The sequence below is a fragment of the Microbulbifer sediminum genome, from assembly GCF_021729035.1.
GTDB lineage: Bacteria > Pseudomonadota > Gammaproteobacteria > Pseudomonadales > Cellvibrionaceae > Microbulbifer > Microbulbifer sediminum.
Genome location: NZ_JAJSAP010000002.1, coordinates 22,497 through 38,895, shown reverse-complemented (window position 1 = coordinate 38,895; position 16,399 = coordinate 22,497). Strand labels below are relative to the sequence as shown.

General features: G+C 61.1%; 13 protein-coding genes and 5 tRNA genes. 4 read left to right on the top strand and 14 right to left on the bottom strand.

What is annotated here, in order from left to right:
* Positions 1-37: 37 nt before the first annotated feature.
* The gene (locus LVD11_RS02960; protein ID WP_237055908.1) at positions 38-823 is read right to left on the bottom strand and encodes an RES family NAD+ phosphorylase; all 786 of its coding nucleotides are present in this window, start codon (positions 821-823) and stop codon (positions 38-40) included.
* Positions 820-1,185 (bottom strand): MbcA/ParS/Xre antitoxin family protein, encoded by a 366-nt coding sequence (locus LVD11_RS02955; protein WP_237055906.1) that lies wholly within the window; start codon positions 1,183-1,185, stop codon positions 820-822. Before LVD11_RS02955 ends, LVD11_RS02960 begins: the two co-directional genes overlap by 4 nt.
* Positions 1,186-1,409: 224 nt before the next feature.
* Between LVD11_RS02955 and LVD11_RS02950 the strand changes: the two genes are divergently transcribed.
* Positions 1,410-2,390, top strand: coding sequence for a zinc-dependent alcohol dehydrogenase family protein (locus LVD11_RS02950; RefSeq protein WP_237055904.1), 981 nt, complete (start codon positions 1,410-1,412; stop codon positions 2,388-2,390).
* Positions 2,391-2,771: 381 nt separating this feature from the next.
* On the opposite strand, the gene LVD11_RS02945 is transcribed toward LVD11_RS02950, so the two are convergent.
* The 7 genes from LVD11_RS02945 to LVD11_RS02915 all read right to left on the bottom strand — a co-directional run bounded on the left by LVD11_RS02945 (position 2,772) and on the right by LVD11_RS02915 (position 7,093).
* Positions 2,772-2,848 (bottom strand) — tRNA-Asp (locus LVD11_RS02945).
* A 45-nt stretch (positions 2,849-2,893) separates the two neighbouring features.
* Positions 2,894-2,969 (bottom strand) — tRNA-Val (locus LVD11_RS02940).
* A 135-nt stretch (positions 2,970-3,104) separates the two neighbouring features.
* On the bottom strand, positions 3,105-5,477 hold the full coding sequence (locus LVD11_RS02935) for a DUF6351 family protein (protein ID WP_237055902.1): 2,373 nt from the start codon (positions 5,475-5,477) through the stop codon (positions 3,105-3,107).
* Between the two features lie 315 nt (positions 5,478-5,792).
* Positions 5,793-6,560 carry an adenylyl-sulfate kinase gene (gene cysC, locus LVD11_RS02930; RefSeq protein ID WP_237055900.1) on the bottom strand — a complete coding sequence of 256 codons (768 nt, stop codon included), beginning with the start codon at positions 6,558-6,560 and terminating at the stop codon, positions 5,793-5,795.
* A gap of 71 nt (positions 6,561-6,631) precedes the next feature.
* A tRNA-His gene (locus tag LVD11_RS02925) sits at positions 6,632-6,707 on the bottom strand.
* A 212-nt stretch (positions 6,708-6,919) separates the two neighbouring features.
* Positions 6,920-6,996 (bottom strand) — tRNA-Arg (locus tag LVD11_RS02920).
* A 20-nt stretch (positions 6,997-7,016) separates the two neighbouring features.
* Positions 7,017-7,093: transfer RNA gene (locus LVD11_RS02915), tRNA-Pro, on the bottom strand.
* A 388-nt stretch (positions 7,094-7,481) separates the two neighbouring features.
* On the opposite strand from LVD11_RS02915, the gene folD reads away from it, so the two are divergent.
* The 3 genes from folD (at position 7,482) to LVD11_RS02900 (ending at position 10,171) form a co-directional block, all read left to right on the top strand.
* A complete protein-coding gene (gene folD / locus LVD11_RS02910; protein ID WP_237055891.1) occupies positions 7,482-8,330 on the top strand; it encodes a bifunctional methylenetetrahydrofolate dehydrogenase/methenyltetrahydrofolate cyclohydrolase FolD in 849 nt (282 codons plus the stop codon).
* 106 nt (positions 8,331-8,436) lie between these two features.
* The gene (gene rsuA, locus LVD11_RS02905; protein ID WP_237055889.1) at positions 8,437-9,129 is read left to right on the top strand and encodes a 16S rRNA pseudouridine(516) synthase RsuA; all 693 of its coding nucleotides are present in this window, start codon (positions 8,437-8,439) and stop codon (positions 9,127-9,129) included.
* Between the two features lie 31 nt (positions 9,130-9,160).
* Entirely contained in the window at positions 9,161-10,171 is a 1,011-nt protein-coding gene (locus tag LVD11_RS02900; RefSeq protein ID WP_237055887.1) for a class I SAM-dependent methyltransferase, read from the top strand.
* Positions 10,172-10,218: 47 nt separating this feature from the next.
* Here the strand turns inward: LVD11_RS02900 and LVD11_RS02895 are convergent, their stop codons facing one another.
* From LVD11_RS02895 to LVD11_RS02875, 5 genes are all read right to left on the bottom strand, one after another.
* Positions 10,219-10,674, bottom strand: coding sequence for a hypothetical protein (locus tag LVD11_RS02895; protein ID WP_237055885.1), 456 nt, complete (start codon positions 10,672-10,674; stop codon positions 10,219-10,221).
* A gap of 115 nt (positions 10,675-10,789) precedes the next feature.
* Complete coding sequence (locus tag LVD11_RS02890) at positions 10,790-11,527, bottom strand: spermidine synthase (RefSeq protein WP_237055883.1); 738 nt, start codon at positions 11,525-11,527, stop codon at positions 10,790-10,792.
* Entirely contained in the window at positions 11,527-11,997 is a 471-nt protein-coding gene (locus tag LVD11_RS02885) for a free L-methionine (R)-S-oxide reductase MsrC (protein ID WP_237055881.1), read from the bottom strand. Before LVD11_RS02885 ends, LVD11_RS02890 begins: the two co-directional genes overlap by 1 nt.
* A gap of 158 nt (positions 11,998-12,155) precedes the next feature.
* Positions 12,156-12,605 (bottom strand): hypothetical protein, encoded by a 450-nt coding sequence (locus tag LVD11_RS02880; RefSeq protein WP_237055880.1) that lies wholly within the window; start codon positions 12,603-12,605, stop codon positions 12,156-12,158.
* Positions 12,606-12,767: 162 nt separating this feature from the next.
* Positions 12,768-16,394 carry an ATP-binding protein gene (locus LVD11_RS02875; protein ID WP_237055878.1) on the bottom strand — a complete coding sequence of 1,209 codons (3,627 nt, stop codon included), beginning with the start codon at positions 16,392-16,394 and terminating at the stop codon, positions 12,768-12,770.
* Positions 16,395-16,399: the final 5 nt, after the last annotated feature.

The window sequence follows — 16,399 nt, the reverse complement described above, 5'->3', positions numbered from 1 at the left end:
TAATGCGAGGAAAGCGGCTTGCCCGCCGCATGCCGAATCAGGCGGGCAGTGGCAATTGGCCCCCGACCCGGAAGGCGGAGGCGGGAAAGCGATGGGTAACGGTGCCGTCACCCAGTTTGAGCAGGAAGGCGACTCCATCCGCACCGGTTTCGGCTGTGACCTCCGCCTCCTGCATCGGCGCCCGCCGCAACAGGACCTCCGGGGAGAACAGCGCCACATTGACGCCCTCGCTGTCAGTGGGGGGAAAGGGGGCAATCTCAGCCTGCCGGGCCCGCGCCGATGGAGCTTCTATCCCCACGATACCCGCTGCCCGCATCCGTGCCCCCAGCTGCTGGCAGAAGTGGTAATTCACCGGGTCGGCAATCCTGTCCCAGTACGACTTCCAGGCTGGAGCCTGCAGGCGCACGCCGGGATCCGCGGCATATCGGGCCGAGAAGATGCTGTGGTAACTGGTGATTGGCGCCCGCGGGGACAACTCCATGTCATTGAAGAACAGCTGGCGATAGTAGGCGGATTCTGCCAGCACGGTGGGAATGGTCTTGCTGCCATAGAAAATGCCGTTTTCCGCGGTGCTGCCGAAACGGGATCCCCAGGGCAGCGGTGGATAGCGGAAAGGCGTGGCCAGCAGGTAATGGAGCTGTTCTGTGCCGGGCAGGCGCTTCGGTTTGCTGCGCTCGAGCAGGTTCTCCAGGGCCTCCTGCTTCTGGAGGCTGTCCACCAGGCTGCGGGTGGCAACATCCTCCTGGGACTCCACAATCCGGAACAGCCTGCCCATCAGCCGCTGGCGGCTGTTATCGATCAGCTGGTCGAGCCCGTCACTCATACCTTGCCCCGCATGGCATCGAGGTAATTGACCACCCGCACCAGGCCTTCAATCTGGGCTACAAGTTCCCGGGGGCTGCCATTGAGTGATCTGTTGGGCGTATCGAACCAGTGCCGGGCCCCTTCTGCACCGCCCATCAATACAAAGGCCGCGCGATAGGCCCGCACCAGCAACAGGGCGAGCTGGCCCGGGGCACTGTCCGGGGTCAGGCCAGACTTACGCCTCAGGGTGCGCTCGTCCATATGGATGATGTCGGCCAGCTCGCGCTTGCGCAGGCCCAGGTAGGATGCGGTATTCAGCAGGGCCTCCAGCAGTACTTCGTCCTCTGACGGCTGTGGCTCCAGCGAAGGCATTGACGCCATGTTCACCCCTCCAAATGATCCGGATATATGACCGAATTTATACCTTTTACGGTCACCTGGCAACATGCAGTTACTGGATTGTGCTATGCCCTATCCGGCCCATATCAAGCTGCGTGATAAGGCGCCATCAATGATTAAAAGTGGTCACTGTAAAACGAGATCGACTAAATTGCGGTCCATGGTTCTCACAGGAGCTAGAGATTCAACAAAAGGAGGAGCAACAAATGCTCAAAGCAGAATACCAGTCCCGCGGCCCGGTACCGCAGGAAGTCATCGAAGCAGTTGAATGTGAAACACCCGAACTGAAGGAAGGCGAAGTGCTCCTGGAGCTGCTGGCTTCCCCCATCAACCCCTCCGACGTCCTCACCCTCACCGGTGATTACGGCATGCTGCCGCCCCTCCCCGCTATCGGCGGCAATGAGGGGGTTGCCCGGGTGGTCGAACACGGGCCAGGCGTCACCGCGCCAGAGATTGGGCAGACGGTACTGCTGCCGGTAGGCATCGGGACCTGGCGCACCCATTTCGTTGTTCCGGCAGACAAGTTGCTTCCCCTTCCCAATGAGGCAGACCCGCTGCAGCTGTCGATGATTTCCATCAATCCGCCCACGGCCTCGCTGATGTTGAGCGAGTTCGTAAATCTGGAGAAAGGCGACTGGGTGATCCAGAATGCGGCCAATTCCGGCGTGGGTAACTACCTGATCCAGCTGGCACACTTCCGCGGCTTCAAGACCGTCAACGTTGTCCGTCGCGAATCCCTGATAGAGCCGCTCAAGGCACAGGGCGCGGATGTCGTCCTGGTGGACGGCGAAGACCTACCCGCGCGGGTCAAGGAGGCCACAGGCGGCGCAGAAATAAAACTGGGGATTGACGCCGTGGGGGATACAGCCACGGGCCGTATCGCCGATTGCCTCGCTGCCGGGGGCACACTGGTGAACTACGGCATGATGAGCGGCAAGCCATGCAAGATTTCCCCTACGGCACTGATCTTCAAGGGGGTTTCGCTCAGGGGCTTCTGGCTGGCCCGGTGGTTCGAGGAGGCATCACCACAGGACCAGGAGAGGGTCTACGGTGAGCTGACGAAGCTGGTGATTGCGGGAAAACTGAAGGCGCCCATCGACAGTACGTTCAGCGTGAAAGATATCAAGGATGCCGTGGCAACGGCCGCCCAGGGCGGGCGTGAAGGCAAGGTGCTGGTAACGCCGTAACCGGGGTACGCCGCTCAGGACTGCGAGGCAGGCCAGAGCAGCGACTGTGGGCGCTTCCGCTTCGCTGCGGCGTCCAAATCGGCTGGTCCGGCCGCTGCATGTATTCGCGGCGTCCCCGGCCCTGCCGATTTGTCGAACGAGGGTTCTCGTACGCCGATCCAGCATATACAAAAAAGCCCCGCTCTTGGGTAGATCGCTCCGTGCCAGCTGGAACACCTGTGGCGGGACTGATTCGCGGCTATGCCGCTCACCCTTCGGGCGCCGTCGCTTCGCTCTGGCGTCCAAAATTGCTCCCGGCAATTTTGTCGAACGAGGGTTCTCGTACGCCGATCCAGCATATACAAAAAAGCCCCGCTCTTTCGAGCGGGGCTTTTTTGTATATGGCGGACCGGACGGGACTCGAACCCGCGACCTCCGGCGTGACAGGCCGGCATTCTAACCAACTGAACTACCGGTCCGCGGTAGGCGCATCTCTCAATTTCTGCAGGCTGCTGCCAGAGAGATGGTGGGTGGTACAGGGGTCGAACCTGTGACCTACGGCTTGTAAGGCCGTCGCTCTCCCAACTGAGCTAACCACCCGTTTTTTTGCTCTGGGCTGTGCCCCTCGAGCGACGCGCATCATACCCGATTGGCCTGCCCTGTCAACAAATTCCGCGCCACTAATTGCATCTTTTTCCTTTCATATCCGGCACTTGGGGCACACCAGTGCCGAGCTCAATCGCTTTCAGTGGCCGGCAGGGCCACCGGCTCGGGGCTGACAGGGTCCGGGGCGTCTTCTTTGTCCCCGGCAAAACGCTGGATTGGCTGCCGGTAGTCCGGCAGGATCATGTGGCCTGCGATCGAAACCGGGGCCCGACCGGGTATCAACTGCTCTTCAGGACGGGCCAGATCCGGCGCACTGTAGTCACACACCCCGGATGGGAACACCCGCTCCAGGTCCTGCATCCGCTCGACGACAGAATCCGTTGCCGCACCGTATATTCCCCGCTCAACTGCCGCCGCAACGGGCTGCAGGCGACACTTGAATACGTCATCTGTCATCGGGCCACCGGCCATCTGGCGCGGAGTGCTATGAATCGGGTACTCCCGCATGCAGGGACCCGCCGGGCGACCGTTCCATTCCCCGTCCCAGACACCCTCTCCTGCCGCAATCACATTGCCCTGGCTATCGAAACACTGGTCGCTGGCATCCACCGGGCGGTTTGCAGCGACCCCAAGTTGCGGACTATCGATGATGTTCTGCATCCAGCGGTCAATGGTATCCAGGGCTTCATCCAGCGGCGTATAGTCCTTGTGGCTGGTCCAGATCAGCTGGTTTTCCGCATGGCCGCGGGCCCGCCGGATGCGCTCCCGCGCGGAAAAGGAAGCCACACTGTGATGCATATCCAGGTCGTTATCCAGGTAGTGGCGCAGGTCGATAATAGGGATTTCCACATCGCCCAGGAAAACATGACCGGACCGGTAAATGCCCTCGATTGCCGCTGTGCTGGCGCGGGATCGCGGAGCCGGATTGTCCAGGTTCCCCAGGTTCATGTTGTGTTCGCTCCAGACAGAGAGCTCCATCGGGAACACCCGCCCGTTCAGGAACCAGAGCTTCTCCCCGCCCTGGTTTTCGGGGGCCTTCCAGCCCCCCACAGTGGCATTCATCCGCAGGAAGGTGTCCATCGACAGGTCGCCGGACCGCAATGCCTGCAACCCGTATTGAACGCCCTCGTTGTCCCAGGCGCTGTTGGCATAGCCCGTCTCATCGGCCCCATAGAATGCCCGCAGGTCCTCCCAGTGGGACCAGTGTGTTTGCTCCGCAACATCATCTGCGTAATTCTTGATGAAATGTACGAAATTGGGGTTGTTAACCAGGGGCACCAGCCCCCGCCAGCCCTGGGTGCATTCGGTGGTGCCATCCCGTCCGGTGCGGTATCTCCCATCGAATAATGCGGCCGCTGTCTCCAGCACGCGAAAACGACTGGTGACCTCCCGGCTGGCCGGCAACCCCTGCACCAGTGAACGCTCCGCGACCTCCTTCCAGCGGGGATTCTCTGCATCGACCACATCAAAAAAATACTCCAGCGGCTCGCAATCGAATACGTAGATTGTCTGGCTCACCATATCCGGGTAGGAGTAAAGGGGAAGCGCTGCATCGATCAGCCCCGGGGCGTTCTGGGCAAAGAGATATTGTTGGATGGCTCCCCCGGACCCCCCCACACCAACCGTATAGAGCGGCTTTCCATAAAGCTCGACAAACTGTCGCTTGAGGCGTCGGGCCACATCCTCGGCCAGCCAGATATTGTAGTGATTGCTGGTCTGGTTCCCGGTCGAGTAAACGATGGCATACCCTCGTGCCAGCTGGTCTGCTCGACGGCCGACGATATCACCCTTGGTGATATCCCCCTGGCGCCGGCCAACCCCTACACCACCGCGAAACTGGTAGATCAGACGTCGGTTCCAGTTGACGGGGCTTGGCCTGGCTGCGGTTTCCCCGTCCCCCTTTAATGCCGCAATGGCGTAAAAGAATCGATTGATGGTCCCGGTTTCGAGCCGCACGACAAAATCGACCGAGCGCCCGTTGACCGTCACCTGGTCGATGTCCCCGTTCGCCGCCTCAAGCGGGTGGAAATCGCCGTCCTCCGTGCTGCGATAATAATAGGCGACCTGTGTGGGATGGCTACAGTCCCTGCTGTAGCCAATCACTTCATCGGTCCACTTGCCCTCCTCGTCCACGGCGAATACAGGGACCCCCTCCCGGTCATGATTGTCTACCAATGGCTGGTTACCGGTCACATTATTCACACCGCAATAAAAGGGGTACGTGGACGGGCCGGAAAACAGGCTCTCCACAGGCCCGATCTCACCAATACTGATCGGGAAGGGAAAGTACTCGGGCGGGCGCTCGGTGGTGCGGGGATGCGGTCCGGAATATGCGGGCGTGGGGGCATGCTCGAGTGCGCCATCCGGCACTCCCACTACCGGGGCCGGGGGCGTATCGGGAATATGCGGGAGACGGTCGATAAACATCCATCCGCCAACCGCCACTGCAACCAGCAGCACAAGCCCTACCCCAGAGAGAATCCTCACTCTCCGTCCCTGCATAATCGCCTCCGCTCAGCGAACACCCTGTTGGTACAGCTTGAGTATATGAAGGGAAAGCCAGGCCATCCGGACAGATGGCGCCCTCATCAACGGCAGTGTGACGGGAGACGAACAACAGGCGCAGCAGGAATTACCACCGTGGGGCAACCTGACACGGTCACTGAACTAATGGCGGTGAAAGATACAACTGTGTTATTGCGCAGAAGGAGGAGGAAATGGAAGGGATATGCGGAAGCATCAAAGACCAGCCGGGTGCGCTGCCATTGCTGAGATTAAGGCTGGCCCTTGCAGGGCCAGCCTGGAAAGCGCTCATCTTCAGACGATGATGCCGCGTTCCTGCAGGTTCTTGATGATGGCATCCACCTCCTGCTCCAGCGTCATCTCGGCAGTGCGCAGGTGCAGCTCGGGAGCCTCAGGGGCCTCGTAGGGGTCGTCGATACCGGTAAAGCCCTTGATCTCACCCGCCCGCGCCTTCTTGTACAGGCCCTTGGGATCGCGGGACTCCGCCTCTTCCAGGGGGCAATCCACGAATACCTCGAGATACTCCAGGTCATTTTCCTCATGGATGCGGCGCACCATGTCGCGATCCTGGCGGTAGGGGCTGATGAAGCTGCTCAGGACCACCACGCCACTATCGGCGAACAGGCGGGAGATCTCGCCCACACGGCGGATATTCTCGGCACGGTCCTCGGCGGAAAAGCCCAGGTTGGAGTTAATGCCCAACCGGATGTTGTCACCGTCCAGTCGATAACTCAGCACGCCGCGAGCAGCCAGGGCTTTCTCCAGCGCCACAGCAACGGTGCTCTTGCCGGAACCGGACAGTCCCGTGAACCACAGGGTCACACCCTTGTGCCCAAGGATGCTTGCACGATCCTGTCGGTTTACCTCACCGTGATGCCAATGTACGTTGGTTGCCTTAGGCTCTGCCGATACCGTCACCAAAATGTCCCCTATTCCCGTTAAACGACACCCCCGCCTGTTGCGGGGGTGAACAATTGCATTTCGCGGACAAGCAGTCACAGCCGCCTCCGTCTGGACGTCATTATCCTGTATCCCGCGCGGACGCGCAAAAGATCCCGCCATCGATTTCGGCATATACAAAAAAGCCCGGCTTATAAGCCGGGCTTTTTGCACCTCCAGGGGAGGCATTTGTATGGGGTGGCCGACGGGGATCGAACCCGCGACCTCAGGAGCCACAATCCTGTGCTCTACCAACTGAGCTACGGCCACCATTGAAAGTGCTATATCTTGACGCTTTGTGGCAACGTCAATCCTGCCTATGGGCAAATCACCCGGCAGGGCCGCTGCAAACGCCTGCGAAGCACTGCTTCGCGTTTGCTTCGGCGCCGATCAGCTGTGCTGATCGGCCGGAATAGTCCTGCGACTACAATCCGGCAGTGGACCAAGTCGAGACTGCCTGACTATGACCACCTTTTAAAGGTTGGCGCACCCGGCAGGACTCGAACCTGCGACCATCCGCTTAGAAGGCGGATGCTCTATCCAGCTGAGCTACGGGCGCAAGGAAACCCGGTCTATGTCTGGTCGGGGCAGAGGGATTCGAACCCCCGACATCCTGCTCCCAAAGCAGGCGCGCTACCAGACTGCGCTATGCCCCGATACACTTTGTAACTGTATCACGGAGCAACAACCCGGGCCTGCGCCAGCCCGACTCGCAGGCTGTTCGGGCCCGACAACTGCCCCGAAATCTCACCGGTCAGCTGCCGCCTCCCCTGCGAGAGCGCGCATAATACTGACACCCCCCGGGGGAGTCAACGCCGCTAAGCTATTCTTTTTGCAGAAGTTTACCTGGCCATTGCGGTTCGGAGCCGGCAACGGTGACCACATGGGGAAATTATTCGCGGCCTGTGCGAAAATACCGCGCCCCTGGCCCGGTGCGCCCGGCAGGTTTTGCACTACCTGGCCGCCCATGGCGCCCGGATGATTTCCCAAGCGGATTCGCTCCCCGGGGCGAATCCCCAATGACGGTTAAGTTGAGAATACTGTATGTCTGCACTGGTTCTGGATGGTAAAGCCCTGGCAAAAAAAACCGAGGAAGAGCTATCAGCCCGCGTGGCGGCCCTGAAGGAAAAGAGTGGGGGCCAGACTCCCATCCTGGCCACCATCCTGGTGGGCGATGATCCCGCCTCCGCCACCTATGTAAAGATGAAGGGCAACGCCTGTCGACGTATCGGTATGGATTCCATGCAAGTGGAGCTACCCTCATCCACCACCACCGAGCAGCTGCTGGCGAAGATTGAGGACCTGAATGCCAACGAGAATGTTCATGGCATCCTGCTGCAGCATCCAGTACCGGAGCAGATCGACGAGCGGGCCTGCTTTGATGCCATCAGCCTGGACAAGGATGTGGACGGCGTCACCTGCCTGGGATTTGGCCGGATGGCCATGGGTGAAGAGGCCTATGGCTGCGCCACGCCCAAAGGCATCATGCGCCTGCTGGAAGCCTACAATATTGAGATCAGCGGCAAGCATGCCGTAGTGGTGGGACGCAGTCCCATCCTGGGCAAGCCCATGGCTGCGATGCTCCTGAACGCCAACGCCACCGTGACCATCTGCCACTCGCGGACCACAGACCTGGCCCAGCATATCAGCCGCGCCGATATCGTCGTTGGTGCCGTAGGCCGGCCCGAGTTCATTAAGGCGGAGTGGATCAAGGACGGCGCCGTGGTGGTGGATGCCGGTTATCACCCCGGCGGCCTTGGAGATATCGAGTTGGCCCCCCTGGTGGACCGGGTCGCCGCCTACACCCCCGTTCCCGGCGGGGTCGGCCCCATGACGATCAATACCCTGATCTACCAGTCCGTTGACTCCGGCGAGCGCAAGATCGGGCGCTGACCCCCGCATTCCAGCCCCTGTCCTTCCCCTGGAAGCGCGGGGGCACCTCACCCACAACCGACTATACCCCTCCCGTCCGCGGGAGGGCCGGGGAGAAACCAATCGCATGCGACTCGACAAAGCCGTCAGCCAGGTAACCGACCTGTCCCGCGCCGACGTCAAACGCGCTGCCCGGGCCGGCCGTATCACGGTTAACGGTGAACCCGTTACCGACACCAGTACCAAGGTCGCGGACACCGACGAGATTTGTCTCGACGGCGACCCGCTTGGGGAGCCGGGCCCGCGATACTTTATGCTCAATAAACCCCTGGGGTACGTCTGCGCCACCAAGGACAGCGAGCACCCCACTGTGCTCGACCTGATCGACGAGCCCAACAAGCACCAGCTACATATTGCCGGGCGACTCGATATCGACACTACCGGCCTGGTACTGCTGACCGATGACGGTCAGTGGTCTCACCGGATTACTTCCCCACGCCACCACTGCGACAAGACCTACTATGCCCACCTCGCCGACCGTATCGAGGAAAGTGCGATTGAGAAATTTGCCAGGGGCCTGTGGCTGGACAGTGAGAAGAAACGCACCCGTCCCGCAACCCTCGAGGTGCTGTTTGCCAACGAGGCAAGGGTCACGCTGAACGAGGGGCGTTACCATCAGGTGAAACGCATGTTTGCCGCACTGGGCAACCGGGTACTGGAGCTGCACCGTGAACGCATTGGCGATATTGTCCTGGACGAGGAGCTGGTCGAGGGGGACTACCGCCCCTTAACAGCGGAAGAGATCGCGTCGGTAAAGTAACCGCCACCCACATGGATTAGCATTCAACCCCATGGCATACCTGCTCCAAGAGCTCTTACAAGAGAACCCCCGCGAAACCCTGTGGATCGCTGATGAAAACAGCAAGGCCTTGTTACAGGCCGGGTTCGGCTTTACCGGGGATCTCCTGACAAACCGCTGGGACATCGCGCATCTCGCCGAAGGGCGTTGTAACCGCAGTTTTTTCAGCGACTTCCACTTTACGGAACTGGAGCGGCGCTATCGCCGCATCGTCTTCCCGGTCTCCAAGGAAAAAGCCGTGGTGCACCATGTCATCAACAGCGCCCCGCATGTCATTGGCGAGGGTGGCGAACTGGTGTTGCTGGGTGGCAAACAGAGCGGGATCAAGACCTACGCCACCAGGGCGGCCACCCGATTTGGCTGCCGTAAAAGCCTGGAAAAAAGCGGCCTCGACTATACCAGCCGGCTGGTGCTGCACAGCGACGGCGGCGAGCGGCTCGACGACCAGGATTACCCCAGGTTGCGCCAACTGGAAGCCCTCGCCGGCCTTTACAGCAAACCGGGACTGTTTGGCTGGAACAAGATTGATCGCGGCAGCGCCCTGCTGGCAGGCCACTTTCCTTCTCACCTGCCGGCGCCCGGTGCCAATGTCGTCGACCTGGGTTGCGGCTACGGCTTCCTGAGTACAGAACTGGCAAAACTTGGCAACTTCCACTTTACCGCGACCGACAATAATGCCGCCGCGCTGCTCGCGTGTGAACGCAACTTTCACGAAGGGGGCATAGCCGGGGTGGTGACACCGTCTGACGCGGGCGGGGACCTACAGTCCGGCATTGCCGAGCTGGTGATATGCAACCCCCCTTTCCACCAGGGGTTCCAGGTGGAGGGCGATCTCACCGAGCGCTTTCTCAGCAACGCAGCGCGCCTGCTGGGTCCCGGGGGAACCGCCCTATTCGTGGTGAATGAGTTTATTCCCTTACCAAAGAAGGCACAGCCCCATTTCAGCGCTATCGAACCGCTTGAACGCAAAGAGGGATTCTGCACTTTCCGCCTGCGGCGCTAGCCGGACTGGCACCAGGCCGGGACAGCCCGGACAGGGTCCTGGCCAGCTCAATAGTCACGCAGGTTGTACAGGTTCATCGACAGGTGGTGCTCATCCAGCTCCTCCAGCTCAAGGAGCCGCTGGAAGGCGTCTTTTGCAGACGGCGTATCCGCATCGTCGAGGAGATCGCGATACTGGTCCGCCAGGTACATGTCGATATCCAACGCCAGCTTGGCGATGCCATCGGCATCGTGCAGGTCAATCTGCCGCAGCCGCTGCAGGAATTCCGGCTCCTTGCCCTCTGGCGCAAACTGAACCCAGGTCCGTAGCGCGCCGGGAGAAACGTCGGTCAGGAACTCCTCCAGAGTATGGGTCATGGCGTCCTCGCGCCGTTTCAGCTGGTCCAGCAGCAGCACCACGCGGCTATCTCCCGCCAGCTGTTCGTACTCCCCATACTGCCTGGCCAACTTCTTGTGGAACTCCTTTCCCTCCTGGATGACATCCTCGACGGTTTTGTAGCGCATGCACCGACCCCGGAAAAATGACCGTATTCTCCCAGAGTATAGACATGCAGTCGTAAAAGACGCCAAGTCCGGCGAGTATGAAATCACACCGACGTCGCTGCCTGGCAGTGGCGAGTCACCGGCGCAGTCGACGCAAATGGCTACTCAGGCGATTGGAGTGGCTGGAGGGGTTGATGGCCGCGGGCGCGCGGGCGAGCAGCTCGGCACGTGACAGTGGGGCCCGACTGACCGCCAGTACACAGTTCTCATAGCCGGGCAGCTCAGCACTCCAGTTTCCCTGCAGACTGGCCCGCTGGTCAGTGGCGCGCCACCCGCTATCGAGCATCTCGCGCCGGCTACCGAAGTTGCCGACCATAATTCCGGCGGGACTGAGCAGCCCCAGTAAGCGGCGACACCAATCGCCGTCGGCGCGCACTGTTCGCCGCGCTTCGCCATCCACGTGGCCGAACAGGTCATCGATAATCAGGTCGTATTGATCCCCTGCCCGGCCCGCGACATGGGAACGGGCGTCCCCGCAAACCAGCTCTGCGTCCCCGGCACCGAAATAATTGCGGGCCACCTCCAGGTGCACCGGATCCAGGTCCACACCGACGATAAGCTCCGGCCCGACAAAGCGCTGTAGCAACCTGATGACCGCCCCGCCCCCGACCCCCAGGACAAGTACCGAGCGGATCTGCCGGCGATCACGGAAAAATACAGGTAGCAACAAGAGCTCCCACAGGGAGCCCCTGAGGGGATCGCGGGGATTCCACTGGCTGTGGAAGACACCGTTGGTATACAGGCGTACGCTGGCCCCATGGGTGCGGACCTGGTAGTGATTATCCCCCTCGCGATGCTCCCACAGCAGTGCCATCAGCCGGTGGGCAGGTCCGAATGGGCCAGCAGCACGCGGGCAAATTCCTGCAGCCCCGCCAGGTCTTCCTCGTTAAAACGCGATTTAGTGGGGCTGTCGATATCCAGCACACCGAGGCAGCGATCACCGACATACAGTGGGATCACCACTTCCGAGGCCGAAACTGCATCACAGGCAATATGCCCGGGGAAAGCGTGGACGTCATCCACCAGCTGGGCTTGCCCGGTGGCTACTGCGGTGCCGCAGACCCCCGCACCGACCGGGATGCGGGTGCAAGCCGGTTTACCCTGGAACGGACCGACCCGCAGCTCATCGTCATGCAGGAAGTAGAAGCCTGCCCAGTTGATATCCGGCAACTCCATAAACAGGAGTGCACTGGCATTGGCAGTATTGGCGAGCCAGTCACGCTCGCTGGAAAGCAGCCCTTCGAGCTGTGCAGCGAGGGCGGAATAAAATTTGCTGGAAGACATGGTAAACCTCTGCCGGGATGGGGATTACGTGAGGCGCCAAAGACCATTGCGGTAGCACTCTCTGGGCTGCCTCCGGTGTGTTGCGCCTCTCAATGAGTCCCTATCTGGGGGCACATACCAGCGTTTCAAGGCAAATGGTGACCGCCCCGGCGAACAGGTTACTGGTACGGGTCTGTGACCGGCTCCCCGGTAGCAGTTTTACCATCGTCAGGTTGATACTGGTCGGCATCGACGCTGGGACGACTCCACTCTTCCTCTTCCTTCTCCCGGCTGATGGCCGGTCCGGCCGGGGTTACGTCGGAAGCCACCAGGCCGCGGTCACCGCGGCCGGATTGCGACTCCCGGACCTCCCCGGGGCGCGTCGCCTGCGACCGGTGGTTGCCGGCCCGGGAAATGGTCTTGAGGCTCGGACGGCGGCGCTCGGCCACTTTGGACGCCTCCAGCTCACTACGGAGTTCATTCACTTCCGCCTGCAAGTCGCCGACTTTAGCCTGCAGGTCTGTGATCTGGCTCAGCACTCCTTTTACCTTGCGGCTTTCCTTTTCGTAAAACACCGCCGCACCGCCAAATGCCAGCACAAAAAACACCAGGATAGGAAAATAACGCATGTAACCCCCAGAAAGTCCTTTTAATACAACTATTCCGATTATGTAACTATCGTGGGCTTATATTCTGCGAATCAGTGCAAGTCCTGCAAGGTCTCGCACCCCACTTTCGGTGACCGGAAGCGCCCGCCCCGTCGAAGAGGCGTCCTTCGCGACAGCCGCCCATCAGGGGTCTACCAGCTCCATGAAATCCAGTGATGCCTGCTGGCGGATTGTCCGCCGGTGATTGGCCCACAGCTCGGCAATCCGTTCACGGTTACACACCTTGCGATCAACGAAAACCCGGGTATTCAGCTCACCCACCGGCTTGCTGCTGGGACACTTGCTGAACACGAACTGGTTCGATATCAGGTCCATGAAGGGGCCGGACTTGCTGCTGGGCATGATAAACAACAGCTGTAATCCCAGGGTTTCGGTCAGGTAGCGGATCACCTCCCGCGAACGGGTCTCATCCATTTTCGAGAAAGCCTCGTCCACCAGCACCATCTGCAGGTGACTGCTGCCTTCGTTAAACCGGAAGGCGGAAGTCACCGCCGCCGAACGGATGATGTAGGCCGGAGTCTCGAGCTGGCCACCGGAGCCAGTGCCGTACTGGCTCAGGGCTATTGGCTCCTTGCCCTCCGGCTCCTTGTAGATCTCGTAACAGCGATAGTTGCGATAATCGCTGATCCGCTCCAGTTCCCGGCGCGCCACCTGCTCGTCCTCACTCAGCAACATGTTCAGCAGGCGGTCACGGACCCGCTGGTGCTTTGCCGGCAGGTCTGCATCAAACAGGCTCTGCTCCTCACCCAGGTTTGGCAATTCAATCACGGCCTTAAAGAAATTCCAGTACTCGCGGAATTCCGGTACCCAACTGTAGGAGAAACGGAACCGCTCCCGGTCCGCGCCAAAGCGGTGGTGTTCCAGCTCGTTGTTCAGGTCGTCGAGCACGCGCTTGCCATCATTAATGGACTGGTAGATCGCGTGGCACAGATGAGTGACGAAAGTGGTATTGAAGGATCTTTTCAATCCCTGCAGCTGCTCGTGACGCTCAACCAGCATGTTGTTCTTGAGGCGATTGCGCAGCGTTTCCACCTGGTCGTGAAGTCCGCACACCAGCTTGAAGGTCGGCTCACCGTGGCCCGCCCCGGGGTCCGGCTCGAATACCAGGGTGTCGCCTGCGGACGTTGCGGCATTGTAATCCATCACCGCCCGGTCCAGCTGGCGGCAATATTTTTCAAGTCGCCCCTGCCACTCCTCAATGTCCGCGCCGAAGTCGAAGCTGTCGCCGGCCTGGGCCACCTGGTCATCGGCCCGCTGCAGGGCCGTCTCCGCATCAAAGTCGGGGTAAATACCGGCCACGCGGCGCACTGCAGCCTCACTGCCTGTCAGCTCGTCATCGAGCCCATCCAGTTCCGTCGCCAGCGCCCTGAGCTGCTTGCCGGTGTTCTCCAGGTCACGCTCCAGCTTGCCGGCCCCCTGCAGCAGCGCTGAGTGGGCCTGTTGCTGGCCCTGCAGTTGCGACCGGAGGTCCGCCACCTGCTGCTCCAGCTGTTCACTGTCCTCCAGGTCAAGATTTTCCAGCGACGTTTCCGCCCCCCGCCAGTCACGCTGTGCCGCCAGGGCAGTATCCACCAGGGATACCAGGTCGAGTTCGGACAGGTCGCGCACCGAGCGGGCCACCCTCCGGTAAAGGGCATGCTGGTCATTCACCTGTTGCGCCTCAAGGAGGAGTTGCTCCAGGGCCTGCTGCTGGGCTGCCAGCGCACGCGCCCGTGCACCCTGACCGAATACCAGCTCGCCCTCGTCGATATCACAGCGCCACATGGAGTAGCTGCCGCTGGCAAGCCCCTCAGCAGTCAGTCCGCGGCGGGTGCCGCGCAGCTCTTCCGCATCGCGGACCTGCAGGACGGAACCGTAGGAGGCGCGCAGGTAATCCTCTGCGGTGCGGTGGCTGAATTCCATCAGCTCGACGATCGAACCCTGCGCTGGGGAAGCCCGCTCGGCGTCCCGGCGAGCCTTATGCCCCTGGATTACCCGCGCGCGACTGCCGCGTCCGGACAGGCCACGGACAATGCGGATGGCAGCGGCCTCGTGCTCGGGCTCAACCAGGATCGCGAAGCGGGCACCTCCGAGGTAGCCTTCTACCGCCATCTGCCAGCGCTCGTCGATAATTTCCACATAGTCACACAGGACCCGTGGGTCTGCCTGTGGGCATTGCTCCCGAATCGCAGCCAGCGCCAACTCAACCGATTGCGGGTAGCGAACCCGGTTGGCTTGCAGGTGCTGGATACGGCTTTCCTGTTGGTGCAACTGTTTCTGCAGCTGCTGGACCCGCAACTCCCAGCGAGATACCTGCTGATTCAGCTCTTCCCGCAGGGATACGTCCCCGGCCCCGGTCCCGGACAGGAGCGAGCACAAACGATTGTGCAGTGCCTCGATGGAAGCGGCCCCCTCCCGCAACGGCTCCAGCGCTGCCAGGTCGATCCAGTCCTTGCCCAGCAGTTTCTGCAAGTCAGGCATGTCCTCTTCCCGGGCAACCTGACGGATGGTTTTTACCAGCACCGGGTCGCGCAGTGCCGGCACCTCGAGCTCTGCAGCGGAACCGTTCAAGAGAGTCAGCAACTCCCCGGCCGCGGCCCGGTTGCCCTGCCAGCGGGACTCCTGTGCAGAGAGAGGGGCTCCCAGGCCGGAAAGCTGCTGGTGAGCGCGCTCGATACGCTGCTCCAGCTGGTCCTTGTCCCGCAGGGCACTGACACCAAGACGCTGCGCCTGCAGTTCCACCAGTTGCTGGCCCAACTGCTCGACCCGCTCAGCGGCAACCCGGGTCTCACGCTCGTTATCCTGCTGCTGCGCCTGCAGCTGCTGCTGGCTGTTCTTGCCTGCGAGGTATGTTTTCTGGACGCGCTCATGACGGTGGCGGGCCCGCCGGTATTCCTGCAGGCGCAGGTCAAGCCACTGCTCCCGGTAAAGCCCGGCACACTGGGCCAGTTGCTCCAGGGAGGCCACGCGATCGACAATCTGCCGCGCTTCCTGCTCCATCGAGTGAATGGTTTTCATGAGCTCGGAAACCGAGCGGATGGCCTCGCCCAGGTCGCGCTTTTCCAGCACCTCGCGGGCGACAAACTCGTTGATGCTCTTTACCGGCTTGTAGGCCATAAAATTGGCAAAGGTGCGGGCGGCGTGCATCGCCTCCCGGTCCGGTACCGCGTCCCGGCGCCCCCGGAGCGCGCCATACAGCCGGCGCAGGTACGCCTTCTTCTTGTCGTACTGCTCTACCTTGCCAAACTGCTTGCCCAGTACCGGGTAGAATTTGTCCAGTGGCACCAGGTGCTTGCCGTCCTTGTATTCGCGGACGAAATCCCTCATCGCCAGCTGCTCCCCCGGAAACAGGAAAAACCGCAGGTCATCCTGCCGGGCCTGAGCCGGCCTGCTGCTCTTGTCCAGATGTGCGCGAATCGCCATGACCGCGGTGAAAGGCTCGCCGTCTTCCCCCTCTGTAGGATGGAAGATACCGGCGATATAACAGTCGGTGGGCTGCAGGCGCGCATAGCTGCCATCGTCACACCCCAGCACGTACGACGCCAGAGTCCGGACCTGCTTGCCCCCTCGGCCGCGCTGCGTGGTTTCATCCTGCCCCGGGTTGAAGGTAAACAGCGTGTCGTGGGCAGCGGTCATCAGTGTCTGGATGGCGTCGGCGGCCGTCGTCTTGCCGGAACCATTGCCCCCGGAAAAGAGATTGATCGGCCCGAACTCGTACTCGAGCTGGGGAATGTTGCCCCAGTTGATCAGGATCAGTTTTTTCAGAAACATATCAG

Excerpts from the sequence above, each read along its gene's own strand:
- LVD11_RS02960 (WP_237055908.1), bottom strand. The coding sequence starts at position 823 with ATGAGTGACGGGCTCGACCAGCTGATCGATAACAGCCGCCAGCGGCTG.
- LVD11_RS02955 (WP_237055906.1), bottom strand. The coding sequence starts at position 1,185 with ATGGCGTCAATGCCTTCGCTGGAGCCACAGCCGTCAGAGGACGAAGTA.
- LVD11_RS02950 (WP_237055904.1), top strand. The coding sequence starts at position 1,410 with ATGCTCAAAGCAGAATACCAGTCCCGCGGCCCGGTACCGCAGGAAGTC.
- LVD11_RS02935 (WP_237055902.1), bottom strand. The coding sequence starts at position 5,477 with ATGCAGGGACGGAGAGTGAGGATTCTCTCTGGGGTAGGGCTTGTGCTG.
- cysC (WP_237055900.1), bottom strand. The coding sequence starts at position 6,560 with ATGGCGGGATCTTTTGCGCGTCCGCGCGGGATACAGGATAATGACGTC.
- folD (WP_237055891.1), top strand. The coding sequence starts at position 7,482 with ATGTCTGCACTGGTTCTGGATGGTAAAGCCCTGGCAAAAAAAACCGAG.
- rsuA (WP_237055889.1), top strand. The coding sequence starts at position 8,437 with ATGCGACTCGACAAAGCCGTCAGCCAGGTAACCGACCTGTCCCGCGCC.
- LVD11_RS02900 (WP_237055887.1), top strand. The coding sequence starts at position 9,161 with ATGGCATACCTGCTCCAAGAGCTCTTACAAGAGAACCCCCGCGAAACC.
- LVD11_RS02895 (WP_237055885.1), bottom strand. The coding sequence starts at position 10,674 with ATGCGCTACAAAACCGTCGAGGATGTCATCCAGGAGGGAAAGGAGTTC.
- LVD11_RS02890 (WP_237055883.1), bottom strand. The coding sequence starts at position 11,527 with ATGGCACTGCTGTGGGAGCATCGCGAGGGGGATAATCACTACCAGGTC.
- LVD11_RS02885 (WP_237055881.1), bottom strand. The coding sequence starts at position 11,997 with ATGTCTTCCAGCAAATTTTATTCCGCCCTCGCTGCACAGCTCGAAGGG.
- LVD11_RS02880 (WP_237055880.1), bottom strand. The coding sequence starts at position 12,605 with ATGCGTTATTTTCCTATCCTGGTGTTTTTTGTGCTGGCATTTGGCGGT.
- LVD11_RS02875 (WP_237055878.1), bottom strand. The coding sequence starts at position 16,394 with ATGTTTCTGAAAAAACTGATCCTGATCAACTGGGGCAACATTCCCCAG.